The 21,073-nt window shown below is 66.4% G+C and carries 20 protein-coding genes; 10 read left to right on the top strand and 10 right to left on the bottom strand.

The window, feature by feature from the left end:
- Positions 1-3 precede the first annotated feature (3 nt).
- From tolR to folD, 10 genes are all read left to right on the top strand, one after another.
- Positions 4-501: a protein TolR gene (tolR, locus tag C4N9_RS18810; RefSeq protein WP_109534906.1), complete on the top strand. Its 498-nt coding sequence runs from the start codon at positions 4-6 to the stop codon at positions 499-501.
- A gap of 7 nt (positions 502-508) precedes the next feature.
- Positions 509-1,756: a hypothetical protein gene (locus tag C4N9_RS21985; RefSeq protein WP_168192289.1), complete on the top strand. Its 1,248-nt coding sequence runs from the start codon at positions 509-511 to the stop codon at positions 1,754-1,756.
- Positions 1,753-3,075: a Tol-Pal system beta propeller repeat protein TolB gene (tolB, locus tag C4N9_RS18830; protein ID WP_109534910.1), complete on the top strand. Its 1,323-nt coding sequence runs from the start codon at positions 1,753-1,755 to the stop codon at positions 3,073-3,075. The genes C4N9_RS21985 and tolB overlap by 4 nt, the downstream gene beginning before the upstream one ends.
- A gap of 143 nt (positions 3,076-3,218) precedes the next feature.
- Positions 3,219-3,719 carry a peptidoglycan-associated lipoprotein Pal gene (gene pal, locus C4N9_RS18835; protein WP_109534911.1) on the top strand — a complete coding sequence of 167 codons (501 nt, stop codon included), beginning with the start codon at positions 3,219-3,221 and terminating at the stop codon, positions 3,717-3,719.
- 127 nt (positions 3,720-3,846) lie between these two features.
- The gene (gene tilS, locus C4N9_RS18840) at positions 3,847-5,103 is read left to right on the top strand and encodes a tRNA lysidine(34) synthetase TilS (protein ID WP_109534912.1); all 1,257 of its coding nucleotides are present in this window, start codon (positions 3,847-3,849) and stop codon (positions 5,101-5,103) included.
- Positions 5,104-5,170: 67 nt separating this feature from the next.
- Positions 5,171-7,087 carry an ATP-dependent zinc metalloprotease FtsH gene (gene ftsH, locus C4N9_RS18845; protein WP_109534913.1) on the top strand — a complete coding sequence of 639 codons (1,917 nt, stop codon included), beginning with the start codon at positions 5,171-5,173 and terminating at the stop codon, positions 7,085-7,087.
- A gap of 94 nt (positions 7,088-7,181) precedes the next feature.
- Entirely contained in the window at positions 7,182-7,781 is a 600-nt protein-coding gene (locus C4N9_RS18850) for an MOSC domain-containing protein (protein WP_109534914.1), read from the top strand.
- Positions 7,782-7,908: 127 nt separating this feature from the next.
- Positions 7,909-9,585, top strand: coding sequence for a formate--tetrahydrofolate ligase (locus C4N9_RS18855; protein WP_109534915.1), 1,677 nt, complete (start codon positions 7,909-7,911; stop codon positions 9,583-9,585).
- A gap of 225 nt (positions 9,586-9,810) precedes the next feature.
- Positions 9,811-10,692 (top strand): bifunctional 5,10-methylenetetrahydrofolate dehydrogenase/5,10-methenyltetrahydrofolate cyclohydrolase, encoded by an 882-nt coding sequence (locus C4N9_RS18860; RefSeq protein ID WP_109534916.1) that lies wholly within the window; start codon positions 9,811-9,813, stop codon positions 10,690-10,692.
- 66 nt (positions 10,693-10,758) lie between these two features.
- A complete protein-coding gene (folD, locus tag C4N9_RS18865) occupies positions 10,759-11,661 on the top strand; it encodes a bifunctional methylenetetrahydrofolate dehydrogenase/methenyltetrahydrofolate cyclohydrolase FolD (RefSeq protein ID WP_109534917.1) in 903 nt (300 codons plus the stop codon).
- A 54-nt stretch (positions 11,662-11,715) separates the two neighbouring features.
- On the opposite strand, the gene C4N9_RS18870 is transcribed toward folD, so the two are convergent.
- The 10 genes from C4N9_RS18870 to C4N9_RS18915 form a co-directional block, all read right to left on the bottom strand.
- Positions 11,716-12,141: a PaaI family thioesterase gene (locus tag C4N9_RS18870; RefSeq protein WP_109534918.1), complete on the bottom strand. Its 426-nt coding sequence runs from the start codon at positions 12,139-12,141 to the stop codon at positions 11,716-11,718.
- A 72-nt stretch (positions 12,142-12,213) separates the two neighbouring features.
- A complete protein-coding gene (locus tag C4N9_RS18875) occupies positions 12,214-13,533 on the bottom strand; it encodes an ATPase (RefSeq protein WP_109534919.1) in 1,320 nt (439 codons plus the stop codon).
- A 22-nt stretch (positions 13,534-13,555) separates the two neighbouring features.
- Positions 13,556-14,050 (bottom strand): A24 family peptidase, encoded by a 495-nt coding sequence (locus tag C4N9_RS18880; protein WP_370205897.1) that lies wholly within the window; start codon positions 14,048-14,050, stop codon positions 13,556-13,558.
- Between the two features lie 11 nt (positions 14,051-14,061).
- Entirely contained in the window at positions 14,062-14,904 is an 843-nt protein-coding gene (locus C4N9_RS18885) for a tetratricopeptide repeat protein (RefSeq protein WP_109534921.1), read from the bottom strand.
- A 25-nt stretch (positions 14,905-14,929) separates the two neighbouring features.
- Positions 14,930-15,478 carry a tetratricopeptide repeat protein gene (locus C4N9_RS18890; protein WP_109534922.1) on the bottom strand — a complete coding sequence of 183 codons (549 nt, stop codon included), beginning with the start codon at positions 15,476-15,478 and terminating at the stop codon, positions 14,930-14,932.
- Positions 15,475-16,473, bottom strand: a complete 999-nt coding sequence (locus C4N9_RS18895) for a type II secretion system F family protein (protein ID WP_109534923.1) — start codon at positions 16,471-16,473, stop codon at positions 15,475-15,477. Before C4N9_RS18895 ends, C4N9_RS18890 begins: the two co-directional genes overlap by 4 nt.
- A 3-nt stretch (positions 16,474-16,476) precedes the next feature.
- A complete protein-coding gene (locus C4N9_RS18900) occupies positions 16,477-17,445 on the bottom strand; it encodes a type II secretion system F family protein (RefSeq protein WP_109534924.1) in 969 nt (322 codons plus the stop codon).
- A 12-nt stretch (positions 17,446-17,457) separates the two neighbouring features.
- Positions 17,458-18,948: a TadA family conjugal transfer-associated ATPase gene (locus C4N9_RS18905; RefSeq protein WP_245902623.1), complete on the bottom strand. Its 1,491-nt coding sequence runs from the start codon at positions 18,946-18,948 to the stop codon at positions 17,458-17,460.
- 10 nt (positions 18,949-18,958) lie between these two features.
- Positions 18,959-20,197 (bottom strand): CpaE/TadZ family protein, encoded by a 1,239-nt coding sequence (locus C4N9_RS18910; RefSeq protein WP_109534925.1) that lies wholly within the window; start codon positions 20,195-20,197, stop codon positions 18,959-18,961.
- A 237-nt stretch (positions 20,198-20,434) separates the two neighbouring features.
- Positions 20,435-21,070 carry an OmpA family protein gene (locus C4N9_RS18915; protein WP_245902624.1) on the bottom strand — a complete coding sequence of 212 codons (636 nt, stop codon included), beginning with the start codon at positions 21,068-21,070 and terminating at the stop codon, positions 20,435-20,437.
- Between the last annotated feature and the right edge of the window lie 3 nt (positions 21,071-21,073).

The raw sequence follows: 21,073 nt of genomic DNA on the forward strand, positions 1-21,073 counted from the left end.
GCCATGGGGGCGCAATCCATCAAACGGCAGGGCGGAAGCGGCACGCGCCGGCGCCGGCGCGGGCAGGCCGCCAAGATGTCCGAGATCAACGTCACGCCCTTCGTGGACGTGATGCTGGTGTTGCTCATCATCTTCATGGTGGCCGCGCCCATGCTGGTCGTGGGCGTGCCGGTCGAATTGCCGCGCACCGCTGCCGGGGCCTTGCCCGCCGAGCGCGAAGAGCCGCTGTCGATCACCATCGGTGCCGACGGATCGCTGGCGCTGATGACCACCCCGGTGGCCGAGGCCGATCTGCTGCCGCAATTGCAGGCCATCGCAGCCGAGCGCACGGGCGACCGGGTCTTCCTGCGCGCGGATGGCAGCATTCCCTACAGCCGCGTCGTGCAGGTCATGGGCGCGCTGAATGCGGGCGGGTTCAACAATATCGGTCTGGTGACAGAGACCGGCGGCCCCGATTTCGGCGGGTCGAATGCGGGAACCGGAGCTGCCTCCGGGCAGTAAACATACCATGGCGTCGTTCTCACTGGCTCATATGAACACGGGACAGAAGGTCTCGGCCCTGCTGCATGGCGGGCTGATCGTGTGGATCATGGTGTTCGATATCTTCGCGGCGCCGGACCATTCGATGATGCCCGAGGTGACCGAGGTGGCGATCGTCTCGGAGAGCGATTTCGCGGCGATGTCGCAGGCCGAGCCCGGCGCGGCCACGCCTGAGCCCGCCCCTGAACCCGAGCCCGCTCCCGAACCCGAGCCAGCGCCCGCAGCCCCCGTCGAGACGCCCGCGCCCGTCGCGCGCCCCGAACCGGTGGCGACGCCCGAGCCGGTGGCCCCGCCGCCGCCCCCTCCGGCGCCCGAGCCGGAACCTCAGCCGGAACCCGAACCGGCGCCGCCCGCCCCCGCGCCTGAACCGCCGCAGGCTGCCGTGACGGCGCCGACGGTGACGCCCGACGCCGCGCTGACGCCGGTTCAGCCCGATGCCGAGCGCGTCGCGCCCGATGCCGCGCCGACGCCCGATCCCGATATCGTCATCGCGCCCACCGATCAGGCGGCGATCACGCCCGATGCCGAGGCGTCGGTCGACGCGCCCGAAGCGCAGGAAGCGACCCAGCGCGAGGCCGCCGCGACCGAGACGGTGACCGAGGCCACGACCATCGACGACAGCCAGCCCGCCCAACGGACCGCGACCGCGCCCGAAGTCTCGATGCGCCCGCGCGCCCGGCCGCAGCAGCGGCCCCAGCAGGTTGCCACCGCCGAACCCGAGCCCACCTCGACACCGACGCCAACACCGACACCCGAACCGACTCCGGCGCCCACCCCGGAACCCGAGCCCGAACCCGAGCCCGACACGCAGGGGCCAAGCGCCTCGGCGGTCGAGGATGCGCTGGCGCAGGCGCTGGGGGGTGCCTTGGGCGGCGCTTTGGGGCAGCCCGGCGGCAGCCTGAGCCAGGCCGACATGGACGGCCTTCGGCTGAGCGTCGAGCAATGCTGGAACGTCGGCATCCTGTCGACCGAGGCGCTGAACGTCGTGATCACCATCGCCTTCGAGATGACGCCCGACGCCCGGCCCGTGGAATCGAGCATCCGTCAGGTCAGCGCTTCGGGCGGATCGGCGGGCGCTCAGCAGGCCGCCTTCGACGCGGGGCGACAGGCCATCGTGCAATGTGGTACGAACGGCTATGGCCTTCCGTCCGATCTTTACGACCAGTGGCGTCTGGTCGAAATCACCTTCAACCCAGCCCGGATGAGTACGCGATGACCCAGATTTCCCGCCGCCCCGTGCTTGGCCTTCTGGCCGGGCTGGCGCTTGCGCCGCGCGCCGCGTTGGCGCAGCAGCCCCTGAGGATCGAGATCACCGAGGGCGTGATCGAGCCGGTGCCTTTCGCGATTCCCGATTTCGTGCCCGAGAACGCGGCGGGCGGCGAATATGCCGCCTCGATCGCGCGGGTGATCGCCAACAACCTGTCGAGCACCGGCCTGCTGCGCGAGATCCCGACCAGCGCGCATATCGGCCGGATCGGCAGCTTCGACAGCCCGGTGCAGTTCTCGGACTGGCGTGCGATCAGCGCGCGGGCGCTGATCACCGGCGCGGTGCGGGTGAACGGCCAGCAGATCACCGTGAAATTCCGGCTGTTCGATGTCGTGTCCGGCCAGCAGCTGGGCGACGGGCTGCAGCTTGACGGCTCGACGCAGGCCTGGCGGCGGATGGCGCACCGGGTGTCGGATCAGGTCTATATGCGGCTGACCGGCGAGAGCGGCTATTTCGACAGCCGCGTGGTCTTCATCGCCGAAAGCGGCCCGGCCAATAACCGCCGCAAGCAGGTGGCGATCATGGATCAGGACGGCGAGAACGTGCAGTACCTGACCGACGGCACGGCGCTGGCCTTCGCGCCGCGCTTCTCGCCCACCGGCGACCGGATCCTGTTCACCAGCTACGAGACCGGTTTCCCGCGCATCTACCTGATGGACGTGGCCTCGCGCTCGCGGCAGATGATCGGCGACCAGCCCGGCACGATGACCTTCGCGCCGCGCTTCTCGCCCGACGGGCTATCGGTGGTCTATTCGCTGTCGGTGGACGGGCGGACGGATCTGTACATGCTGAACGTGGCCTCGGGCCAGCGCTGGCAACTGACGCAGACCGAGGCGATCGACACCGCGCCCAGCTTCTCGCCCGACGGCCAGCGGCTGGTCTTCGAGAGCGACCGCTCGGGCAATTCGCAGCTTTACACGATGTCGCTGCAGGGCGGCACGGCCTACCGCGTGAGCCAGGGGCAGGGGCGCTATTCGACCCCGGTCTGGTCGCCGCGCGGCGACATGATCGCCTTTACCAAGCAGCATAACGGGCGTTTCCATATCGGCGTGATGCGCACCGATGGCTCAAACGAGCGGCTGCTGACGGCAAGCTACCTGGACGAAGGCCCCACCTGGTCGCCCAATGGCCGGGTAATCATGTTCACCCGCGAAGAGCCGGGCAGCAATGCCAGCCTGATGTCCGTGGACATCACCGGGCGCAACCTGCGGCGCATCCCCACGCCGGGGCCGGCCTCGGACCCGTCCTGGTCGCCGCTGCTGCCGTAACGCCGCGCAACCGGTCCGAGGACACGCGAAACGCCGCGCAACGTGATCTGCGCCCGATTCCCCCGCCCGGCGGCCTCTGATAGACTGTGACAGAGGCCGGCCCGGCAAACGTGGATAACGGCGGATAAAAAAGGACGAGAGACATGCAACTTCTGACGAAGGCCATTCTGGTCGTGGCCGCGCTGGCGCTGGCCGCGTGTAACAACCCCCGTGGCGGCGATTACGACGAGCCGACCGGCGGCATGGGCGGGATCGGCTCGAGCGCGCTGGGCGATCCGAGCGATCCGACCTCGATCGCCTATTTCAACCAGACGATCGGCGACACGGTGAACTTTACCGTCGATTCGAGCGAGTTGTCGCCGCAGGCGATGACCATCCTGCGCACGCAGGCAGCGTGGCTGGCGCGCTATCCCGATTACCAGATCCTGATCGAAGGCCATGCCGACGAACGCGGCACGCGCGAATACAACGTGGCGCTGGGCGCCCGCCGCGCGGCCCGGGTCGAGCAGTTCCTGATCCAGGAAGGCGTGAGCGCGGCGCGCCTGCGCACCGTGAGCTACGGCAAGGAGCGCCCGATCGAGGTTTGCGCCGAACAGCGCTGCTGGGATCTGAACCGCCGCGCGGTGACGGTGGTGTCGCGCTGAGCGCAATGACGGCGACGCATGAAAAGGCCGGGGGGCAGCGGGCCCCCTTGCTCTTGCCGGCCGGATCGACGGGGCGTCGACGGCGCTCCCGAAGAGAGTATTTGAGGCAAAGTGAAGGGGCAGGGTCGTGAGCGGCGCTGCCCTTTCGGCCATCCGGACGGCCTGTGGCGGGCTGGAGCGGGTGGGCGTCGCGGTCTCGGGGGGCGGGGATTCGGTCGCGGCGCTGGTTCTGGCGGTCGCGGCGCTGGGTCCCGCACGCGTGGCGGCGGTGACGGTCGATCATGGCCTGCGCGCGGAGGCTGCCGGGGAAGCGGCCGGGGTGGCCGCCTTGTGCGCGCGGCTGGGGGTGGCGCATGACATCCTGCGCTGGGAGGCCGGGCCGCAGGGCGGCAACCTGATGGACGCCGCGCGCGCGGCGCGGTTCGCGTTGATCGGGAACTGGGCGCGGGGCCGCGTGGACGCGGTGGTGCTGGCGCATACGCTGGACGACCAGGCCGAGACGGTGCTGATGCGGCTGGCGCGGGGCTCGGGCGTGGACGGGCTGTCGGGCATGGCCGCGCGGCGGCAGGCCCGGGGCGTCGTGTGGCTGAGGCCCTTCCTGGAGGTTTCGCGTGCGGATCTGCGCGACGCGTTGCAGGCGCGCGGGATCGGCTGGGTCGAGGATCCGACCAATGCCGATCCGCGATTCCTGCGCGTGCGGGCGCGGCAGGCGCTGGACGGGTTACGGGCGCTGGGGATCGAAGCCGGGGGGCTGGTGCGGACCGCCGGGCGCATGGCGCGGGCGCGCGAGGCGCTGGAGGCGCAGGCGCAGGCGGTTCTGGCGCGCGACCTGCGCGAGGAGCGGGGCGTCCTGATCCTGCGCGGCGCGCTGGCCGACGAGACCGATGAGATCCGGGCGCGGATCATGGCGCATCTGGCGATGGCGTTGTCGGGCGCGGCCTATCGGCCGCGTTTCGACGCGCTGCAGCGCTGGATGGCGGCGGGCGAGGGGACGCTGATGGGCTGCGTGCTGTGGCGCGAGGGCGCGGATTGGCGGCTGGCGCGCGAGGCCCGGGCGGTCGAGGCCCTGCGGGTGCCGGTGGGCGCGGTCTGGGACGGGCGCTGGCGGGCAGAGGCGCCCGACGCGGCAGCGATGGCGGCAGAGGGCACCGAGATTCGCGCGCTGGGCGAATCGGGGCTGGCTGTCTTGGGCCGTCAGGCGCGTGCGGGTCTGCATCCGCATCCGCGCGAGACCGGCTTGCCGCGCGGCGTGATGGCGGGATTGCCGGCGATCTGGCGCGACGAGGCGCTGGTGGCCGCGCCGCTGGTTTTCTGGCCCGAAGGATGGTCGCTGACTGCGCGACCCGTCGCCGCGTTCCATGACACGCCGTCACAATCGCATTGAAGTCACCCGCTGCATCACTATCTTAAGCGCATCTGGCCCATCGGGCCGTCGTTTTTGGGAGAGCCCCGTGGGCAACGCGCGCAATTTCGCCTTCTGGATCGTGCTGTTCTTCCTGATGATCGTTCTGTTCACGTTGTTCAACAACGGGTCCACGACGAGCAGCGGGCGGAGCATCGGCTATTCGGATTTCCTGCAAAGGGTCGAAGCCGGGGATGTGAGCCGGGTCGTGATCGACGGCGAGACGCTGCGCGTGACCGACCGTTCGGGCACCGCCTACACGACCATCCGACCCTCGGGCGAGAACCCGACCGAGCGGCTTCTGGAATCCGACGTCGCGGTCGAGGCGCGTCCGCAAGAGCGCTCGGGCCTGATGTCGGCGCTGTCGGTCTGGCTGCCTTTCCTGCTGCTGATCGGCGTGTGGATCTTCTTCATGAACCGCATGCAGGGCGGCGGGCGCGGGGGCGCGATGGGCTTTGGCAAGTCCAAGGCCAAGCTGCTGACCGAAAAGCACGGCCGCGTGACCTTTGACGATGTCGCCGGCATCGACGAGGCCAAGGAAGAGCTGGAAGAGATCGTCGAATTCCTGCGCAATCCGCAGAAATTCAGCCGTCTGGGCGGCAAGATCCCCAAGGGCGCGCTGCTGGTGGGCCCTCCGGGCACGGGTAAGACGCTGCTGGCGCGCGCGATCGCGGGCGAGGCGGGCGTGCCGTTCTTCACCATCTCGGGCTCGGACTTCGTCGAGATGTTCGTGGGTGTCGGTGCCAGCCGCGTGCGCGACATGTTCGAACAGGCCAAGAAGAACGCCCCCTGCATCGTCTTCATCGACGAGATCGACGCCGTGGGCCGGTCGCGTGGCGTGGGCTATGGCGGTGGCAATGACGAGCGCGAGCAGACGCTGAACCAGCTTCTGGTCGAGATGGACGGTTTCGAGGCCAATGAAGGCATCATCATCGTCGCCGCGACCAACCGCCCCGACGTTCTGGATCCCGCGCTGCTGCGTCCCGGTCGTTTCGACCGTCAGGTGCAGGTGCCCAATCCCGACATCAAGGGTCGCGAGCGTATTCTGGGCGTCCACGCCCGCAAGGTGCCGCTGGGGCCGAACGTGGATCTGCGCATCATCGCGCGGGGTACGCCGGGCTTCTCGGGGGCGGATCTGGCGAACCTTGTGAACGAGGCCGCGCTGATGGCCGCGCGCAAGAACCGCCGCTTCGTGACCATGCAGGATTTCGAGGACGCCAAGGACAAGGTGATGATGGGCTCCGAACGGCGCTCGATGGTCATGACCGAGGACGAGAAGAAGCTGACCGCCTATCACGAGGCCGGGCACGCGGTCGTCGGCCTGCACGTCCCGCAGCACGATCCGATCCACAAGGCGACGATCATCCCGCGCGGTCGCGCGCTGGGCCTGGTCCTGTCGCTGCCCGAGCGCGACCAGCTGAGCGTGACCTACACCAAGTACAAGTCCAAGATCGCCATGGCGATGGGCGGCAAGGTGGCCGAGGAGCTGATCTTCGGCAAGGAAAACGTGACCTCGGGCGCGTCCTCGGACATCCAGCAGGTGTCCAAGATCGCGCGGGCGATGGTGACGCAGTTCGGCTTCTCGGACGAGCTGGGCCATATCGACTATGCCAACGAGCAGCAATCCTATCTGGGGAACTACTCGGGCGGGACGAATGCCAGCCAGGAAACCCAGAAGAAGATCGACGAGGAAGTGCGCAAGATCGTCGACGAAGGGTATCAGACCGCCAAGCGGATCCTGACCGAACATGCCGACGAGCTGGAAAACCTGGCGCAGGGTCTGCTGGAATACGAGACGCTGACCGGCTCGGAAATCACCCGCGTGATGCGCGGCGAAGGCCCGGGCCGCGACGAGGACGACGCGCCCAATTCCGGCGGCGGCCTGCCCTCGGTCGCGTCGATCCCGAAAACGCGCCCGCGTCCGCGCGGCGACGATGGCGGGATGGAGCCCAATCCGAGCGCCTGACGCCCCGGCGGATCGCCGATCCGCCCTTGCATTCAGCCCGGCACCGCGCGACGGTGCCGGGCTTTTTCATGCGTGAAGGAAAAGGATCCCCGCCATGCCCGCGCTTGCCAAGACCCGTTTTGAAGCCGAAATCGTCTGGCTGGGCATCGTGCCGGACCGGGATGCCGCGCTGGAATCGCAACCGCTCGAGCGGATGGAACTGACCTTTGACGGCCCGGCGGGCGAGACGCATGGCGGGATGACCCGGCCCTCCTGCTCGCGCGTGATGGGGCTGTATCCCCGCAACACGCCCATCCGCAATGCGCGCCAATTGTCGATCCTGTCGGTCGAGGAACTGGACCAGATTGCCGCCGAGATGGGGCTCAAGACGCTGAACCCGGCTCTGGTCGGGGCGACGATGGTGATTCGCGGTATCCCGGATTTCAGCCATGTGCCGCCCTCGTCGCGGCTGCTGGCGGGCTCGGGCGCGTCGGTCACGGTGGATATGGAAAACCGGCCCTGCACCTTGCCCGCGCGCCCGATCGAGACCGCGCATCCCGGCTTCGGCAAGGCGTTCAAGGGTGCCGCCAGGGGCCGGCGCGGCGTGACCGCCTGGGTCGAGGCCGAGGGCGCCGTGGCCCTGGGCGACAAGCTGCGGCTCTTCGTGCCGGACCAGCCGGTCTGGGCAGAACGGGAAATTATGAACACCGAGTGATCCGCGGCTTTCCGATCGGAAACGCGGGGCGGCGGAAAACCACCCGGACAGGTCGCAATAGGCATGTATACAATCGTGCTCGCCCGATAAGTCTGGCGCAAGCCAGGCAAGTGCAGGGAGGGCTTTCATGTCATTCAAGACCGATATCGAGATCGCGCGCGAAGCGAAGAAGAAACCGATCATGGAGATCGGCGAGAAACTGGGGATCCCGGCGGCCGATCTGCTGCCCTATGGCCATGACAAGGCCAAGGTGAGCCAGGATTTCATCACCTCGCTGGCCGATCGTCCCGACGGCAAGCTGATCCTCGTGACCGCGATCAACCCGACCCCCGCCGGCGAAGGCAAGACCACGACCACCGTGGGTCTGGGCGACGGCCTGAACCGGATCGGCAAGAAAGCCGTGATCTGTATCCGCGAAGCCTCGCTCGGGCCGAATTTCGGCATGAAGGGCGGCGCTGCGGGCGGCGGTTATGCCCAGGTCGTGCCGATGGAGGAAATGAACCTCCACTTCACCGGCGATTTCCACGCGATCACCTCGGCGCATAACCTGCTGTCGGCGATGATCGACAACCACATCTACTGGGGCAATTCGCTGGAAATCGACCAGCGCCGCGTCGTCTGGCGCCGCGTCATGGACATGAACGACCGCGCGCTGCGGGACGTCGTCTCGTCGCTGGGCGGCGTGGCGAACGGCTTCCCGCGCCAGACCGGCTTCGACATCACCGTCGCGTCCGAAGTCATGGCGATCCTCTGCCTGTCGAAGGATCTCGAAGACCTGCAGAAGCGTCTGGGCGACATCGTCGTGGCCTATACCCGTGATCGGACGCCGATCTATTGCCGCGACATCAAGGCCGACGGCGCGATGACGGTGCTGCTGAAGGACGCGATGCAGCCCAACCTCGTGCAGACGCTGGAAAACAACCCCGCCTTCGTGCATGGCGGCCCCTTCGCCAATATCGCGCATGGCTGCAACTCGGTCATCGCCACCAAGACCGCGCTGAAACTGGGCGACTACGTCGTCACCGAAGCCGGTTTCGGGGCTGATCTGGGCGCCGAGAAATTCTTCGACATCAAGTGCCGCAAGGCCGGTCTGAAGCCCGCCGCTTCGGTGCTGGTCGCCACGGTGCGCGCGATGAAGATGAATGGCGGCGTCGCCAAGGCCGATCTGGGCGCCGAGAACGTGGCCGCGGTCAAGAAGGGCTGCCCGAACCTGGGGCGTCACATCTCGAACGTGAAGAGCTTCGGCGTGCCGGTCGTCGTGGCGATCAACCACTTCCACTCGGATACCGATGCCGAGATCGAAGCGGTGAAAGCCTATGTCGCCGAGCAGGGGGCCGAGGCCATCGTCTGCAAGCACTGGGCGCATGGGTCGGCCGGGATCGAAGAACTGGCGCACAAGGTCGTGTCGATGGCCGAATCGGGCACGTCGAACTTCTCGCCGATCTATCCCGACGAGATGAGCCTGTTCGAGAAGATCGAAACCGTCGCCAAGCGCATCTACCACGCCGACGAGGTGATCGCCGACAAGTCGATCCGCGCGCAGCTGAAAGCGTGGGAAGAAGCGGGCTACGGCCACTTCCCGGTCTGCATGGCGAAAACGCAGTATTCGTTCTCGACCGATCCCAACCTGCGCGGCGCGCCCACCGGCCATTCGGTCCCGGTGCGCGAGGTCCGGCTGTCGGCAGGCGCGGGCTTCATCGTCGTGATCTGCGGTGAGATCATGACCATGCCCGGTCTGCCACGCGCGCCGGCGGCCGAAACGATCCGCATCAACGAATCGGGCTTCGTCGAAGGCCTGTTCTGATGGTCCGGGCCGGCAGGGATATCCCTTGCCGGCCCGTTTCCCGCCGAGGCGGGGCCGTTCCTTGCCGCTCGGTCGCTGCGGGCCGGGATCGGTTATCACGGCGGTAAGGCCGTCGCGCTTATTCTGGGCCGGGGTGCCGCATCACCGCTGCGCGCCCTGACCGACGGCGGCCCCGGGGCCGCCGCGATCCGACATACGACGTCCTCAGCGATCAGGAGTAGATCCATGCGAGCCGCGATCATCGATGGAAAGGGCATCGCCGCGCAGATGCGGTCCGAGAATGCCACCGAAGCCCGGGAACTGGCCGAGCAGGGCTGGCAGCCGAGGCTGGTGTCGATCTCGGTCGGCGATACGGCCGCAGCCGAGCTTTACGTCCGCAACCAGCAGAAGACGGCGGAATCCTCGGGCGTCGAGTTCGAGGCGCGCAATTATCCCGAAACGATCTCGATGGAGCAGCTGGTGGGCGTGCTGCACGGGCTCAACGCCGATCCGCGCGTGAACGGGATCATCATCCAGCGCCCGCTGCCCGCGCATATCCCGGTGAAGACGCTGCAGAAAGCCGTGCATCCGCTCAAGGATGTCGAGGGCATGCACCCGTCATCCATCGGCAACATCGTCTATAACGATCTGGCGCTGGGGCCCTGTACCGCCGTCGCAGCGGTCGAGATCCTGAAGACGCTGCCGCTGAAGCTGGAAGGGCTGGACGTCACGGTGATCGGTCACAGCGAGATCGTCGGCAAGCCCATCGCCTTCCTGCTGATGGGGCTGGGGGCGACGGTGACGGTCTGTCACCACATGACCCGTTCGGTGGCGATGCACAGCCGCGCCGCGGATGCGGTGTTCGTGGCGGTGGGCAAGCCCGGGCTTGTGACGGGCGACATGCTCAAACCCGGGGCGGCGCTGATCGATATCGGCATCAACCGGGTGGACGGAAAGACCGTGGGCGACGCGGATTTCGACAGCTGCGCCGAGGTGGCGGGCTGGATCACGCCGGTGCCCGGCGGGGTCGGGCCGGTGACGGTGGCCACGCTGATGAAGAACGCGGTGCTGGCGACGCGGCTGCAGATGGCGCATTACCGCGCCGCTTTTGCCAATACCGAAGCCTGAGGCGCTCGCGCCCGGGACAGAACGAGACGGGGTCGCAGACGCGACCCGCAAGCGAGGGAGAGACGGATGAGCGCAACCATCATCGACGGCAAGGCTTTCGCGGCCAAGGTCCGCGAACAGGTCGCGGGCCATGTGCAGCGGCTGAAGGATGAAAACGGCCTGACCCCGGGTCTGGCCGTGGTGCTGGTGGGCGAGGACCCGGCAAGCCAGGTCTATGTGAAGTCGAAGGGCAAGCAGACCACCGAGGTCGGCATGAACTCGTTTGAGCACAAGCTGCCCGCCGACACGTCCGAGGCCGATCTGCTGGCGCTGATCGACCAGCTCAACAAGGATGCGTCGGTGCATGGCATCCTGGTGCAGCTGCCGCTGCCGGGGCATCTGAACAGCGATCTGGTGATCAATTCCATCGACCCGGCCAAGGATGTCGACGGCTTCCACATCTCGAATGTGGGGCTTCTGGGTACCGGCCAGAAGTCGATGGTTCCCTGCACGCCGCTGGGTTGCCTGATGATGCTGCGCGACCATCTGGGCAGCCTGTCGGGGCTCAACGCCGTGGTCGTGGGCCGGTCGAACATCGTCGGCAAGCCGATGGCGCAGCTTCTTCTGGGCGACAGCTGCACGGTGACCATCGCGCATAGCCGCACCAAGGATCTGGGCGCGGTCTGCCGGCAGGCCGATATCCTCGTCGCCGCCGTGGGCCGCCCAGAAATGATCCCGGGCGACTGGGTGAAGCCGGGCGCGACCGTGATCGACGTGGGCATCAACCGCATCGACGCGCCTGAAAAGGGCGAGGGCAAGACGCGGCTGGTGGGCGACGTGCATTTCGACAGCGCGGCGGCGGTCGCGGGCGCGATCACCCCGGTGCCGGGCGGCGTGGGGCCGATGACCATCGCCTGCCTGCTGGCCAACACGCTGACGGCGGCCTGCCGTGCGAACGGCCTGGCCGAGCCTCAGGGCCTGACGGCCTGAGTTTCGGGATCCTGTGGTTCTTCGAAAGGCGCGGCTTCGGTCGCGCCTTTTGCGTCAGCGTTGCGCCACGGGGATCATCGTGCCCTGCAGAAGCGCCACGGATTTTCGCGTCTCGCCCTGCAGCGCAAAGACCTCGGCGGTGACGATCGTCAGCCGCTTGCCCGCGCGCATGACCTGACCCACGGCTTCCAGCGCCTCGCCCAAGGCGGGCGAGAGCAGGTTGATCTTCATCTCGACCGTCATCACCTCGGTATCTCCGGGCATCATCGACAAGGCTGCATAGCCCGCCGCCGTGTCGCCCAGCGTGAAGGCCAGTCCCGCATGGGCCGCGCCGTGCTGCTGCCTGAGATGGTCGACGATGGGCGCGCGGATCACGCAGCGCCCGGGCTCGACCGAGATCAGGCTTGCCGCCAGCGTCTGCATCATCGTCTGTTGCGCGAAACTGGCGCGCACGCGCGTTTCCATGGAGATGTCGGTCATGCTGGTTCCTCCCGCCGACAGGAAAGCCGGAAAGGCGGGCGCTGCCCAGCAGATCGTCGCGTCACGACCGTGTCAGCGGACGATGTCGGAATCCTTGACGAACATGTTGGACCAGGCGCGGTCGATCAACTCGGGCGACATGTGATAGGGTTTCCCCTCGTAGTCGCAGATGGCGATGATCTGGTCGATCAGGAAGACCGGCTGATAGTTCGAATAGACGTTGTCGATCGTCGGATACTTGTTCTGCAACAGGTGGATCAGCGCGTCCTCGTTCAGCGGCACACGGCGTTTGCGCGCCACCAGCGCGAAGATCTTCAGGAAATCGGCCTGCGTCGGCCCATCGATCTTGATCTTGAAGAAAATCCGCCTGAGCGCCGCCTGGTCGAAGATCGTATTGGGGTGGAAGTTGGTCGAGAAGATCACCAGCGTGTCGAAGGGCACGATGAATTTCTCGCCCGAGGTCAGCGTCAGGATGTCGTAATTCATCTCGAGCGGGACGATCCAGCGGTTGACCAGCGCCTGTGGCGGCTCTTCCTGGCGGCCGAGGTCGTCGACGATGAACACCCCGCCCATCGCCTTGAACTGCAAGGGCGCCTGATAGGTGCGCGCGACGGGGTTGTATTTCAGCTCGAGCATGTCGAGCCTGAGCTCGCCGCCGGTGATGACGGTGGGCCGTTCGCACAGCACGTAGCGCGGGTCGTGGCGCGCGCCCTGGATCCGCAGCTGGCTGCCCTGCGGTTTGGGCGTGTCGATCTTGCGATGCACGATCGGGTCGTAGACGGCGATGACCTGTCCCGAATGCACCACCGCCATCGGCACGAAGACATGGTCCCCCAGCGCGTCACGGATCCCGTTCGAGATCGAGGATTTCCCGTTGCCCGGCGGGCCATACATCAGGATTGACCGGCCCGAGGTGACGGCGGGGCCCAGATCGGCGAGCAGGGTTTCGGGCAGGATCAGGTCGCCCATCGCGGCGGTCAGCTGGTCGCGGGTGATCTTGACCTTGCGGATCGACTGCCGCCGGACCTGTTCACCATAAGCCTCAAGCGGCACAGGCATGGCGCCGTAATATTCCGAGATCGCCAGCGCCTGCTGCGCCCGCTGACGGCCCGCATCGGTCAGCTGATACCCCATCTCGGCAGATTCGGCGGTGGCGTTCAGCGTGCCCATGGCTTCGATCAGCCGCTCGCCGCGCGCCTTGTCGATCAGTTGCTGAACCTGCGCGAAGGACAGGCAGACGATGCGCGCGATATCCGAGACATGGCTCAGCGACATGCGGAACATCGTCTTCAGCAGGATGTCGCGCATCAGCGTTTCGGGCAGGGCGGTATCGGCCAGCGTCGCGGGCGGCGGCGGCGGAAGGATGCGGGATTCGGGCGCCTGCTCGTTCATGGCCGGACCTCAGCGGGAAGCGTCAGCTTCCATAGATGCTCGCCAAAGCGAGATAAAAGATTAACGACGGGCCGAGTGCCAGTCCAAAGGGAAATTCCTTGCGCTCCCAGCTTTGCCAGTCGGGCGTGGCGCGGCGGATGAAGGGCAGGGCGCGCATCGCGCGGTGCACGACGAACGCCGCCAGCGACACCGCGCAGAGCAGGACAAGGAACAACCGCAGGTCGCCCACCGCAACGAAGGGCGCCATGGCAGCCGCGAATTTCGCGTCGCCCGCGCCGAAACCGCCCGTCAGGCTGATGACGAAGCCAATCACCAGAACGACGACGAAATGCAGCAGCGACCAGCCCCAGACGGGCAGGGGCAGGGTGATCAGCCCCACCACCAGGTAAACGGCCAGCAGCGCGACCACCGCCATGTTGGGGATGCGCATCGCCTTGAGGTCGGTCCAGGCCACATACAGCGCCACGGGCGTCGCGAAGATCAGAAGCCACACCGCGGCATGGGCCGATTGGGTCATCATGGCCGGGCCTATTGCAGAGCGGCGAGGGCGTTGGCGGCTGCCTCGAAATGTTGCGGATGGGTTGCGATGGCGTCCTGCAAAAGCGCGCGCCCGATCGACACGTCGCCCTGGCGGATGGCGGCCAGCGCCATCGTGTGCAGAAGCTCGGCCCGTTCGATCTGGGTCATGGGCATCAGCGGCAATTCGTAATTGCGCTGCGCCGCGCGGGCCAGAACCAGGTTGTTCTTGGCGTGGAACAGCGTGCTGTCATGCTGCAGCGCTTCCAGGAACAACCGCTCGGCCCCGCGCGCGTCGCCGCGCGTCAGCTTGGAATAGCCCCAGTTGTTGAGCGTGCTGGCCGGTGTGGGCGTGAGGCCTACGGCGATTTCGTAGAAGCTGTCGGCGCGGTCCCATTGCTCGCGGCTGTCGGCGACCATGGCTTCGAGCCGGTAGCGCGAATAGGTCTCGTGCGTGGGCGGGATCGAGTTCAGGGTCGCTTCGGCCTGCGGCCAGTTGTTCGAGCGGATATAGGCCTCGGCCAGATCGACGCGGTCGTCCAGCGTGGCCTCGGGATGGGCGAGAACCTCTTGCCAGATCGGGATCGACGCCTCGGCATCGCCCGCGCGCATCATCGAGCGGGCAAGGCCACGGCGAAAGATGACGCGGTCGGGATATTGCTGCGACTGGGCGGTGAAGTACTGGACGGCCTCGCGCGGATCGGAGACGGCGAGCATCATCTCGGCCATGTTCTCCTGGTCGATCGACTGGACGCTGTCGATGGCGCGCGCCGTCTGGGCCCGCATCGATTCGCCACAGCCCGCCAGCAGGGCCAGCCCTGCCAGGCACATCGGTGCCATCCACACCTTGCGCATGCTCTGTCCTTTTACTGCTCGACGCTCAGTGTGAAGCGAGAAGAAGGAACCGTCCGTCGCCGCGCCGCACCAAAGCGAAATTATCGTTGTTTTCGTCAGTATAGCCGGAAATCTCGAGATTTGCGAGCGCAAGGCGCAGGTTCTCCCGGATTTCTTCGGAGCGTCCGGAATCGAGCGCAAAGGCGGTGCGGAAGAGATGCGCGGCCTGTCCCCAGTCGCGGTTCTCGACCATGACGACGCCGAGATTGTTGATAGCCGGAATGAATTCGGGGTCGAATTCGATGGCACGGCGCAGCATCTGTTCGGCCTGTCCCAGCCGCCCCAGCCGCAGATTGGCCGAGCCGATGGCCGAGAGCGCGTCGACGGTCGGGCCCTGTTCGGCGATCGAGCGGTAATAGGCGCGCAGGGCCAGCTCGTATTCGCCCGCATCCATCAGCCGGTGACCGACCAGCAACCCGTCCACGTCTTCGGCCGCGCTGACGGCGCGGCCGGGCAGGCCGTCGGGCGAGAACTCGCCGCTGGATTGGCAGCCCGCCACTGCAAGAAGCAGCGCCAGGCAGAAAAGTCGCGTCATAGAGTGAAGTCAGCCGTGCTCAACATCGTAATGACCCCGTAGACCGACGGCCCGACCAGGATGATCAGAAGCGGCGGCACGGTGAACATCATTGTGCCCAGAGTGAGCTTGGTGGGCAAGACATTCGCCTTTTCTTCGGCCAGCATCACGCGCTTGTCACGCATTTCGCTGGCATAGACGCGCAGGGCCTCGGCGACCGAGGTGCCGTAGGTGGCCGACTGGATCAGCACGGTCACGAAGGACTTGATATCGGCATTGCCGCAGCGCACGCCCATGTCGCGCAGCACCTCCAGCCGGTCCTTGCCTGCCTTGGTTTCATGCGAGACGGTATCGAATTCCTCGGCCAGCGCGGGATAACCCGCGCGCAGCTCCCGGGCGACGCGGGCAATGGACTGGTCCATCGACTGCCCGGCCTCGGTGCAGATCAGCAGCATGTCCAGCGCGTCGGGGAAACCGCTCTGGATCTGTTCCTGACGTTCGGCATGGCGCTTGTTGACCCAGTAGATCGGGAAGTAATAGCCCAGCAGCGTCGGCACCAGCACCGGCAGCGCGGTGGCCAGCATCGAGGCGCCCTCTTGCGGCGGGAAAAGCAGGATATAGCCCAGGCCGATCATCAGCCCGCCGAGACCCAGAATGAACTTGGCCGCGTGGAAGTCGCGCACCGCGTTCTTGCCCAGGTACCCCGCTTGAACCATCTTGAGCTTGGCCTCGCCCATCTGGGCTTCGTCGGTCGGCTCGAGGAAATTCTTGAACTTGTCCAGACGCTTGTTCAGCGCGTTTTCGTCAGCGGCGGTGCGGCGGTTCAGGCTGGTGCGCTCATGGCTGTGGTATTCGTTGCGCGATTGCTGGCGCAGCTTTTCCAGGGGATCGGGCTTGTCGCCGCCGCGCCCCATCAGGATCATCAGCACCAGCGTCACGCCGACCGCCAGCATCAGCGCGATCAGCACCGGCGGCGACATCAGGTTCTCAAGCAGGTCGGGACTCAGCACGCGGATACCTCAGACTTTGATATTGACCATCTTGCGCATGTACAGGACGTTGATCACCAGAAACGCGCCGACCACCAGGGCGGTGGGGATGAAGTAGGGCGTTTCCTTCACCTCGTCGTAATAGTCCGGCTTGATCACACTGATCGCGATCATCGCGACGATGGGAAAGGCCGACAGGAACATGCCCGACCATTTCGCCTCGGCGGTGATGGCGCGGACCCGGCGGAACAGCTTGAAGCGCGCGCGCACGACCTTGGACAGACCGTCGAGGATTTCGGCCAGGTTGCCACCCGATTGCGCCTGGATCGTCACCGACACCGCCAGGAACCGCAGATCCTGCATGTCCATCCGCTCGGCGAAGGCCATCAGCGCCTCGCCGATATCGCGGCCATAGGCGGCCTCATCGGCGATGAGGCCCAGCTCGCTGCCCAGCGGATCGGGGATCTCGCGCGCCGCCGCCGAGAGGGCGTGGATGAAGGGATGGCCCACGCGCAGCCCGCGCACGATCAGGTCGATGGCGTCCGGCAGTTGCTCTTCGATCAGGCTGAGCCGCTTCTTGGCCTTGTTCGACACCCAGAGCCACACGCCGCCCCCGCCCATCACCGCCGCCACGCCCGCGCGCACGCCGACCGGGGCCTCGGTGAAGACGCTCAGCGCCATGAAGCCGAACGCCGCGACCAGCACCATCACGAGGATCAGCATCACGGGCGAAAAGGCGATCTGCGCTTTCTCGGCCTTCTCGGCCAAGAGCGAATAGAACGGGATCGAGGTCGACTTGCTATGCTGCGACGCTTCCTTGCGCAGGCGCTCCATCGTCTCGGCCCGGTCGGCCGACTTGTCCAGCATTTCCAGCCGCCGGTTCATGCGGCTGCCGAGCCGGATCGAGCGGCCGAAGACGACCAGGTACAGCGCTTCGACCAGCAGCAGGATGCCGCCGAAAATCGCGATATAGATCATCAGGGTCGGGGAAATGGACATGGCGAAACCCGGTTACTGCACGATGTCGTAAAGGCTGGAGGGCAGGTCATAGCCCCAGCGGCGGAAGCGGTCGGAATAATGCGACCGGATGCCCGCGCCGGTGAAATGGCCAAGGATCTTGCCATTGGGTTCCAGCCCGGTGCGTTCGAACCGGAAGACCTCCTGCATGGTGATGATGTCGCCTTCCATGCCCGTCACCTCGGTGATCGAGACCATCCGGCGCGAGCCGTCCTGCAGGCGCGAGGCCTGCACGATCAGGTTGACGGCGCTGGCGATCTGGCTGCGCACGGCGCGCAGCGGCATCTCGATGCCGGACATGGCGATCATGTTTTCCAGCCGCGAGACCGCGTCGCGCGCCGAGTTGGCGTGGATCGTGGTCATCGAGCCGTCATGGCCCGTATTCATCGCCTGCAGCATGTCGATGACCTCTTCGCCGCGGGTTTCCCCCACGATGATCCGGTCGGGCCGCATCCTGAGCGCGTTGCGCAGACAGTCGCGCTGGGTGACGGCGCCCTTGCCTTCGACATTGGGCGGGCGGCTTTCCATCCGGCCGACATGGACCTGCTGAAGCTGCAATTCGGCGGTGTCTTCGATCGTCAGGATCCGTTCGGAATTGTCGATGAAGGACGACAGCGCGTTCAGCGTCGTCGTCTTGCCCGACCCCGTACCGCCCGAAACGATGACATTGAGCCGGGTGGCAACGGCGGCTTCGAGATACATTGCCATCTCTTCCGAGAAGGCGCCGAAATTCACCAGGTCGTTGACGCCGAGTTTCTCTTTCTTGAACTTCCGGATCGAGACCAGCGAGCCGTCGACCGCGACCGGCGGCACCATCGCGTTGAAGCGCGAGCCATCGGCAAGCCGGGCGTCGACATAGGGATTGGATTCGTCCACCCGCCGGCCCACCGCCGAGACGATCTTGTCGATGATCCGCAGCAGGTGGCGTTCATCCTTGAAGGTCACGTCGCTGAGTTCGAGCTTGCCGTTGCGTTCGACAAAGACGCGGTTGGGCCCGTTCACCAGGATGTCGTTGACGGTGTCGTCTTTCAGCAGCGGCTCCAGCGGGCCGAGGCCGCGGACTTCGAAATAGAGGTCCTGGTTCAGCGTCAGGCGCTCTTCGCTGGTCAGGGCGAAGTTGATCTCGCTCAGCGCTTCGGCCGAGATCGAGGCGATTTCGGCGCGCAGTTCGGCCTCGGACGCGCTGTCGAGCGCGGCGAGGTTCAGATTGTCCAGAAGTCGCGTGTGCAGTTCGGACTTCACCTCTAGAATGCGCTGCTTGCGGCGGCGATCCTTGTCGTTGGCGGCGGGCTGGGCGCTGATGCTGGTCTGGGCGGGCGTGGCCTTGAAGGCGCGGGGAGGGGCGCTTGCCGGACGCGGCTGGGTCGTCAGCGTGGGCTGGGCCGAGGGCGAGACCGAGGCGATCTCGTGCACCGGCACCGCGCGCGAGTCGCGCTTGGGGGTGTCGCTGACAGGGGCCGTGTCCTTGCGATAGCGGGAAAACATGGGCGTCTCCTCAGGCCGCGGCGCGGCTGTGGTCGTGCGTGGCTTCGGCGATGGTCTGCGCGAGCTTGCGGATTTCCTTCAGCAGCGGGTTCTTGGGCGCGATCTCGGCCAGCGGAAGCCCGTGATCGTTGGCATGGGTGACCTGCGCGGTGCCATCGGGCAGCGACACTTCGAAGTCGATATCGAGGCTCTCGGCCATGCGCTTGGCGCGGGCCTTGCCCGACAGGTCGGTAAATTTGGGCGAGCGGTTCAGCACGTAGCGCAGCTTCGACAGCGGCAGATCCTCGGCCTTCAGCGCGCGGATCAGGCGCAGCGCGTTCTGCGCCGAGCGCATGTCCAGCTCCATCGTCGCGTAATAGCAATCGGCGTCGTTGAGCACGGTTTCGGTCCATTGCACCACGGTGCCGGGCATGTCGATGATGACCACGTCGAAATTCGCCCGCGCCATGGTGATGACGCGTTCGATATCGTCGGGCGTGATCAAATCGAGCGGCAGCATGTCGGCGGCCGCGGTCAGCACCTTCAGCTTTTCGTTGAAGGTCTGCAGCGTGTTCATGAAGAAGTCGCGGTCCATCACGGCGGTGTTGGACAGCAATTCATAGACCTTCTCGGTCCGCGCGAGGTCGAGATAGGTGGCGATCGAGCCGGTCTGAAGGTCGAGGTCCAGCAGGCAGACGCTGGGCGCGTCCTTGCCGCTATTGGCGATTTCCCAGGCGAGGTTGACGGCGAAGGTGGTGGCGCCCGATCCCCCCGAGAGCGGCTGCACGGCATAGACCGCGCCCATTTTCTGCGAGGCGCTGGGCATCATCCGCGACTGCGCCGAGATGTTCGACATTTCGGTCACCGGCGCGCGCAGACGCTGGATCGCGTCGTGCAGGGCGCCTTCGGGCAGCGGGTAGGGGACGAAATCGCTGGCCCCCAGCCGCAGCAGGCGGTGCAGCGTGATCGGACCGAGTTCCTCGGCGATGAGCAGGACGGCGATATCGAGCGTGTTGGCACGCTGGATCACCGCCTCGACCATGGCCATGTTCGATTCGTCCTCGTCGTCGAGCGCGATGGCGATGAATTCCATGCCCCGCGCATCGGGTTGGTCGAGGAATTTCAAGGCGTTGGGAAAGGACAGGTCGCCCCAGCTTTCGCCCAGTTCAAGCTCCATATCCTCGATCAGAAGATCGAAGTTCTGCACATCCCGCGAGATGGTGCAGGCCCGGATCGGGGCGAGTTGCCTGCTGGCGCTTGCGCTCGACATGTTTCTTATCCTCCGTCCCCGCATTCTGCGGGGCAATGGCACCTGAACCGTCCCGTCCCGCCTGTCTGACCAAAGGGTCAGGGAGGAGAGGGGCTTGGCCAATCTCGGTGACAATCTTGGCAATAATGGGGCTAAGAAAGCGTAATTGTCTGGCGCTTCATCACAACGCAGACGCCCTGCCGAACGGGTCGGCAGGGCGTTGCGAGGTGTGCCGGACAGGGTAACCCGGCAGAGGTATCAGGGAATATCCGGGGCCCGCACGGCACTCTCAACGTATTCCCGGTGCACCACATGCGCGTATTCGCCATTGAGGATCCGGGGATGGTTCTGCACGAAGCCCGAGACTTCGGTGACCGCCCTCCGGTTCTCACGTTCGCGTGCGGGTGTCGGGATCAGGGGCTGGGTCTCGCCGTTGGACACCACCGCCTGCACGCGGCGGCGGCTGATGCCAAGGCTCACCAGATACGAGGCGACGGCGCGCGCGCGGCGCAGGCCGAGGCCCTGGTTGTAGCGTTCGGACCCCACCAGATCGGTATGGCCGAAGACGCGGAACGCCAGTTCGGGGAATTGCGCCATCCAGCTGGCCTGGCGCATCAGCACGAACCGCGCGGCCTCGTCGAGCTGCGCGCTGTCGAAGGCGAAATTCACGGTGTTGGGGACTTCGCGGGCAAAGCGCTCGGCCAGGATCACCGCGTAATCCAGCTGGCCGGTCTGGATCAGCAGGTTATGCGCGGTGGGGGTGCCGAAGGCGCCCTCGTCGATGAAGGCGCCGACCTCGCCCGTGGTGTCGCAGGCCGCCAGCGCGCCGCCGGCCAGTCCCAGAAGCAGGGCGCGGCGCGAAATCAGCGGGGCATGGATACGGGGCAGGGTCATCGC

It is taken from the genome of Pararhodobacter marinus, assembly GCF_003122215.1.
GTDB lineage: Bacteria > Pseudomonadota > Alphaproteobacteria > Rhodobacterales > Rhodobacteraceae > Pararhodobacter > Pararhodobacter marinus.

Coding starts and splice junctions, on each gene's coding strand:
- folD (WP_109534917.1), top strand. CDS start 10,759: ATGAGCGCAACCATCATCGACGGCAAGGCTTTCGCGGCCAAGGTCCGC.
- C4N9_RS18870 (WP_109534918.1), bottom strand. CDS start 12,141: ATGACCGACATCTCCATGGAAACGCGCGTGCGCGCCAGTTTCGCGCAA.
- C4N9_RS18910 (WP_109534925.1), bottom strand. CDS start 20,197: ATGTCGAGCGCAAGCGCCAGCAGGCAACTCGCCCCGATCCGGGCCTGC.
- C4N9_RS18850 (WP_109534914.1), top strand. CDS start 7,182: ATGCCCGCGCTTGCCAAGACCCGTTTTGAAGCCGAAATCGTCTGGCTG.
- C4N9_RS18880 (WP_370205897.1), bottom strand. CDS start 14,050: ATGACCCAATCGGCCCATGCCGCGGTGTGGCTTCTGATCTTCGCGACG.
- tolR (WP_109534906.1), top strand. CDS start 4: ATGGGGGCGCAATCCATCAAACGGCAGGGCGGAAGCGGCACGCGCCGG.
- pal (WP_109534911.1), top strand. CDS start 3,219: ATGCAACTTCTGACGAAGGCCATTCTGGTCGTGGCCGCGCTGGCGCTG.
- C4N9_RS18885 (WP_109534921.1), bottom strand. CDS start 14,904: ATGCGCAAGGTGTGGATGGCACCGATGTGCCTGGCAGGGCTGGCCCTG.
- C4N9_RS18875 (WP_109534919.1), bottom strand. CDS start 13,533: ATGAACGAGCAGGCGCCCGAATCCCGCATCCTTCCGCCGCCGCCGCCC.
- C4N9_RS18890 (WP_109534922.1), bottom strand. CDS start 15,478: ATGACGCGACTTTTCTGCCTGGCGCTGCTTCTTGCAGTGGCGGGCTGC.
- C4N9_RS18900 (WP_109534924.1), bottom strand. CDS start 17,445: ATGTCCATTTCCCCGACCCTGATGATCTATATCGCGATTTTCGGCGGC.
- C4N9_RS18915 (WP_245902624.1), bottom strand. CDS start 21,070: ATGACCCTGCCCCGTATCCATGCCCCGCTGATTTCGCGCCGCGCCCTG.
- C4N9_RS18905 (WP_245902623.1), bottom strand. CDS start 18,948: ATGTTTTCCCGCTATCGCAAGGACACGGCCCCTGTCAGCGACACCCCC.
- C4N9_RS18860 (WP_109534916.1), top strand. CDS start 9,811: ATGCGAGCCGCGATCATCGATGGAAAGGGCATCGCCGCGCAGATGCGG.
- C4N9_RS18855 (WP_109534915.1), top strand. CDS start 7,909: ATGTCATTCAAGACCGATATCGAGATCGCGCGCGAAGCGAAGAAGAAA.
- tolB (WP_109534910.1), top strand. CDS start 1,753: ATGACCCAGATTTCCCGCCGCCCCGTGCTTGGCCTTCTGGCCGGGCTG.
- C4N9_RS21985 (WP_168192289.1), top strand. CDS start 509: ATGGCGTCGTTCTCACTGGCTCATATGAACACGGGACAGAAGGTCTCG.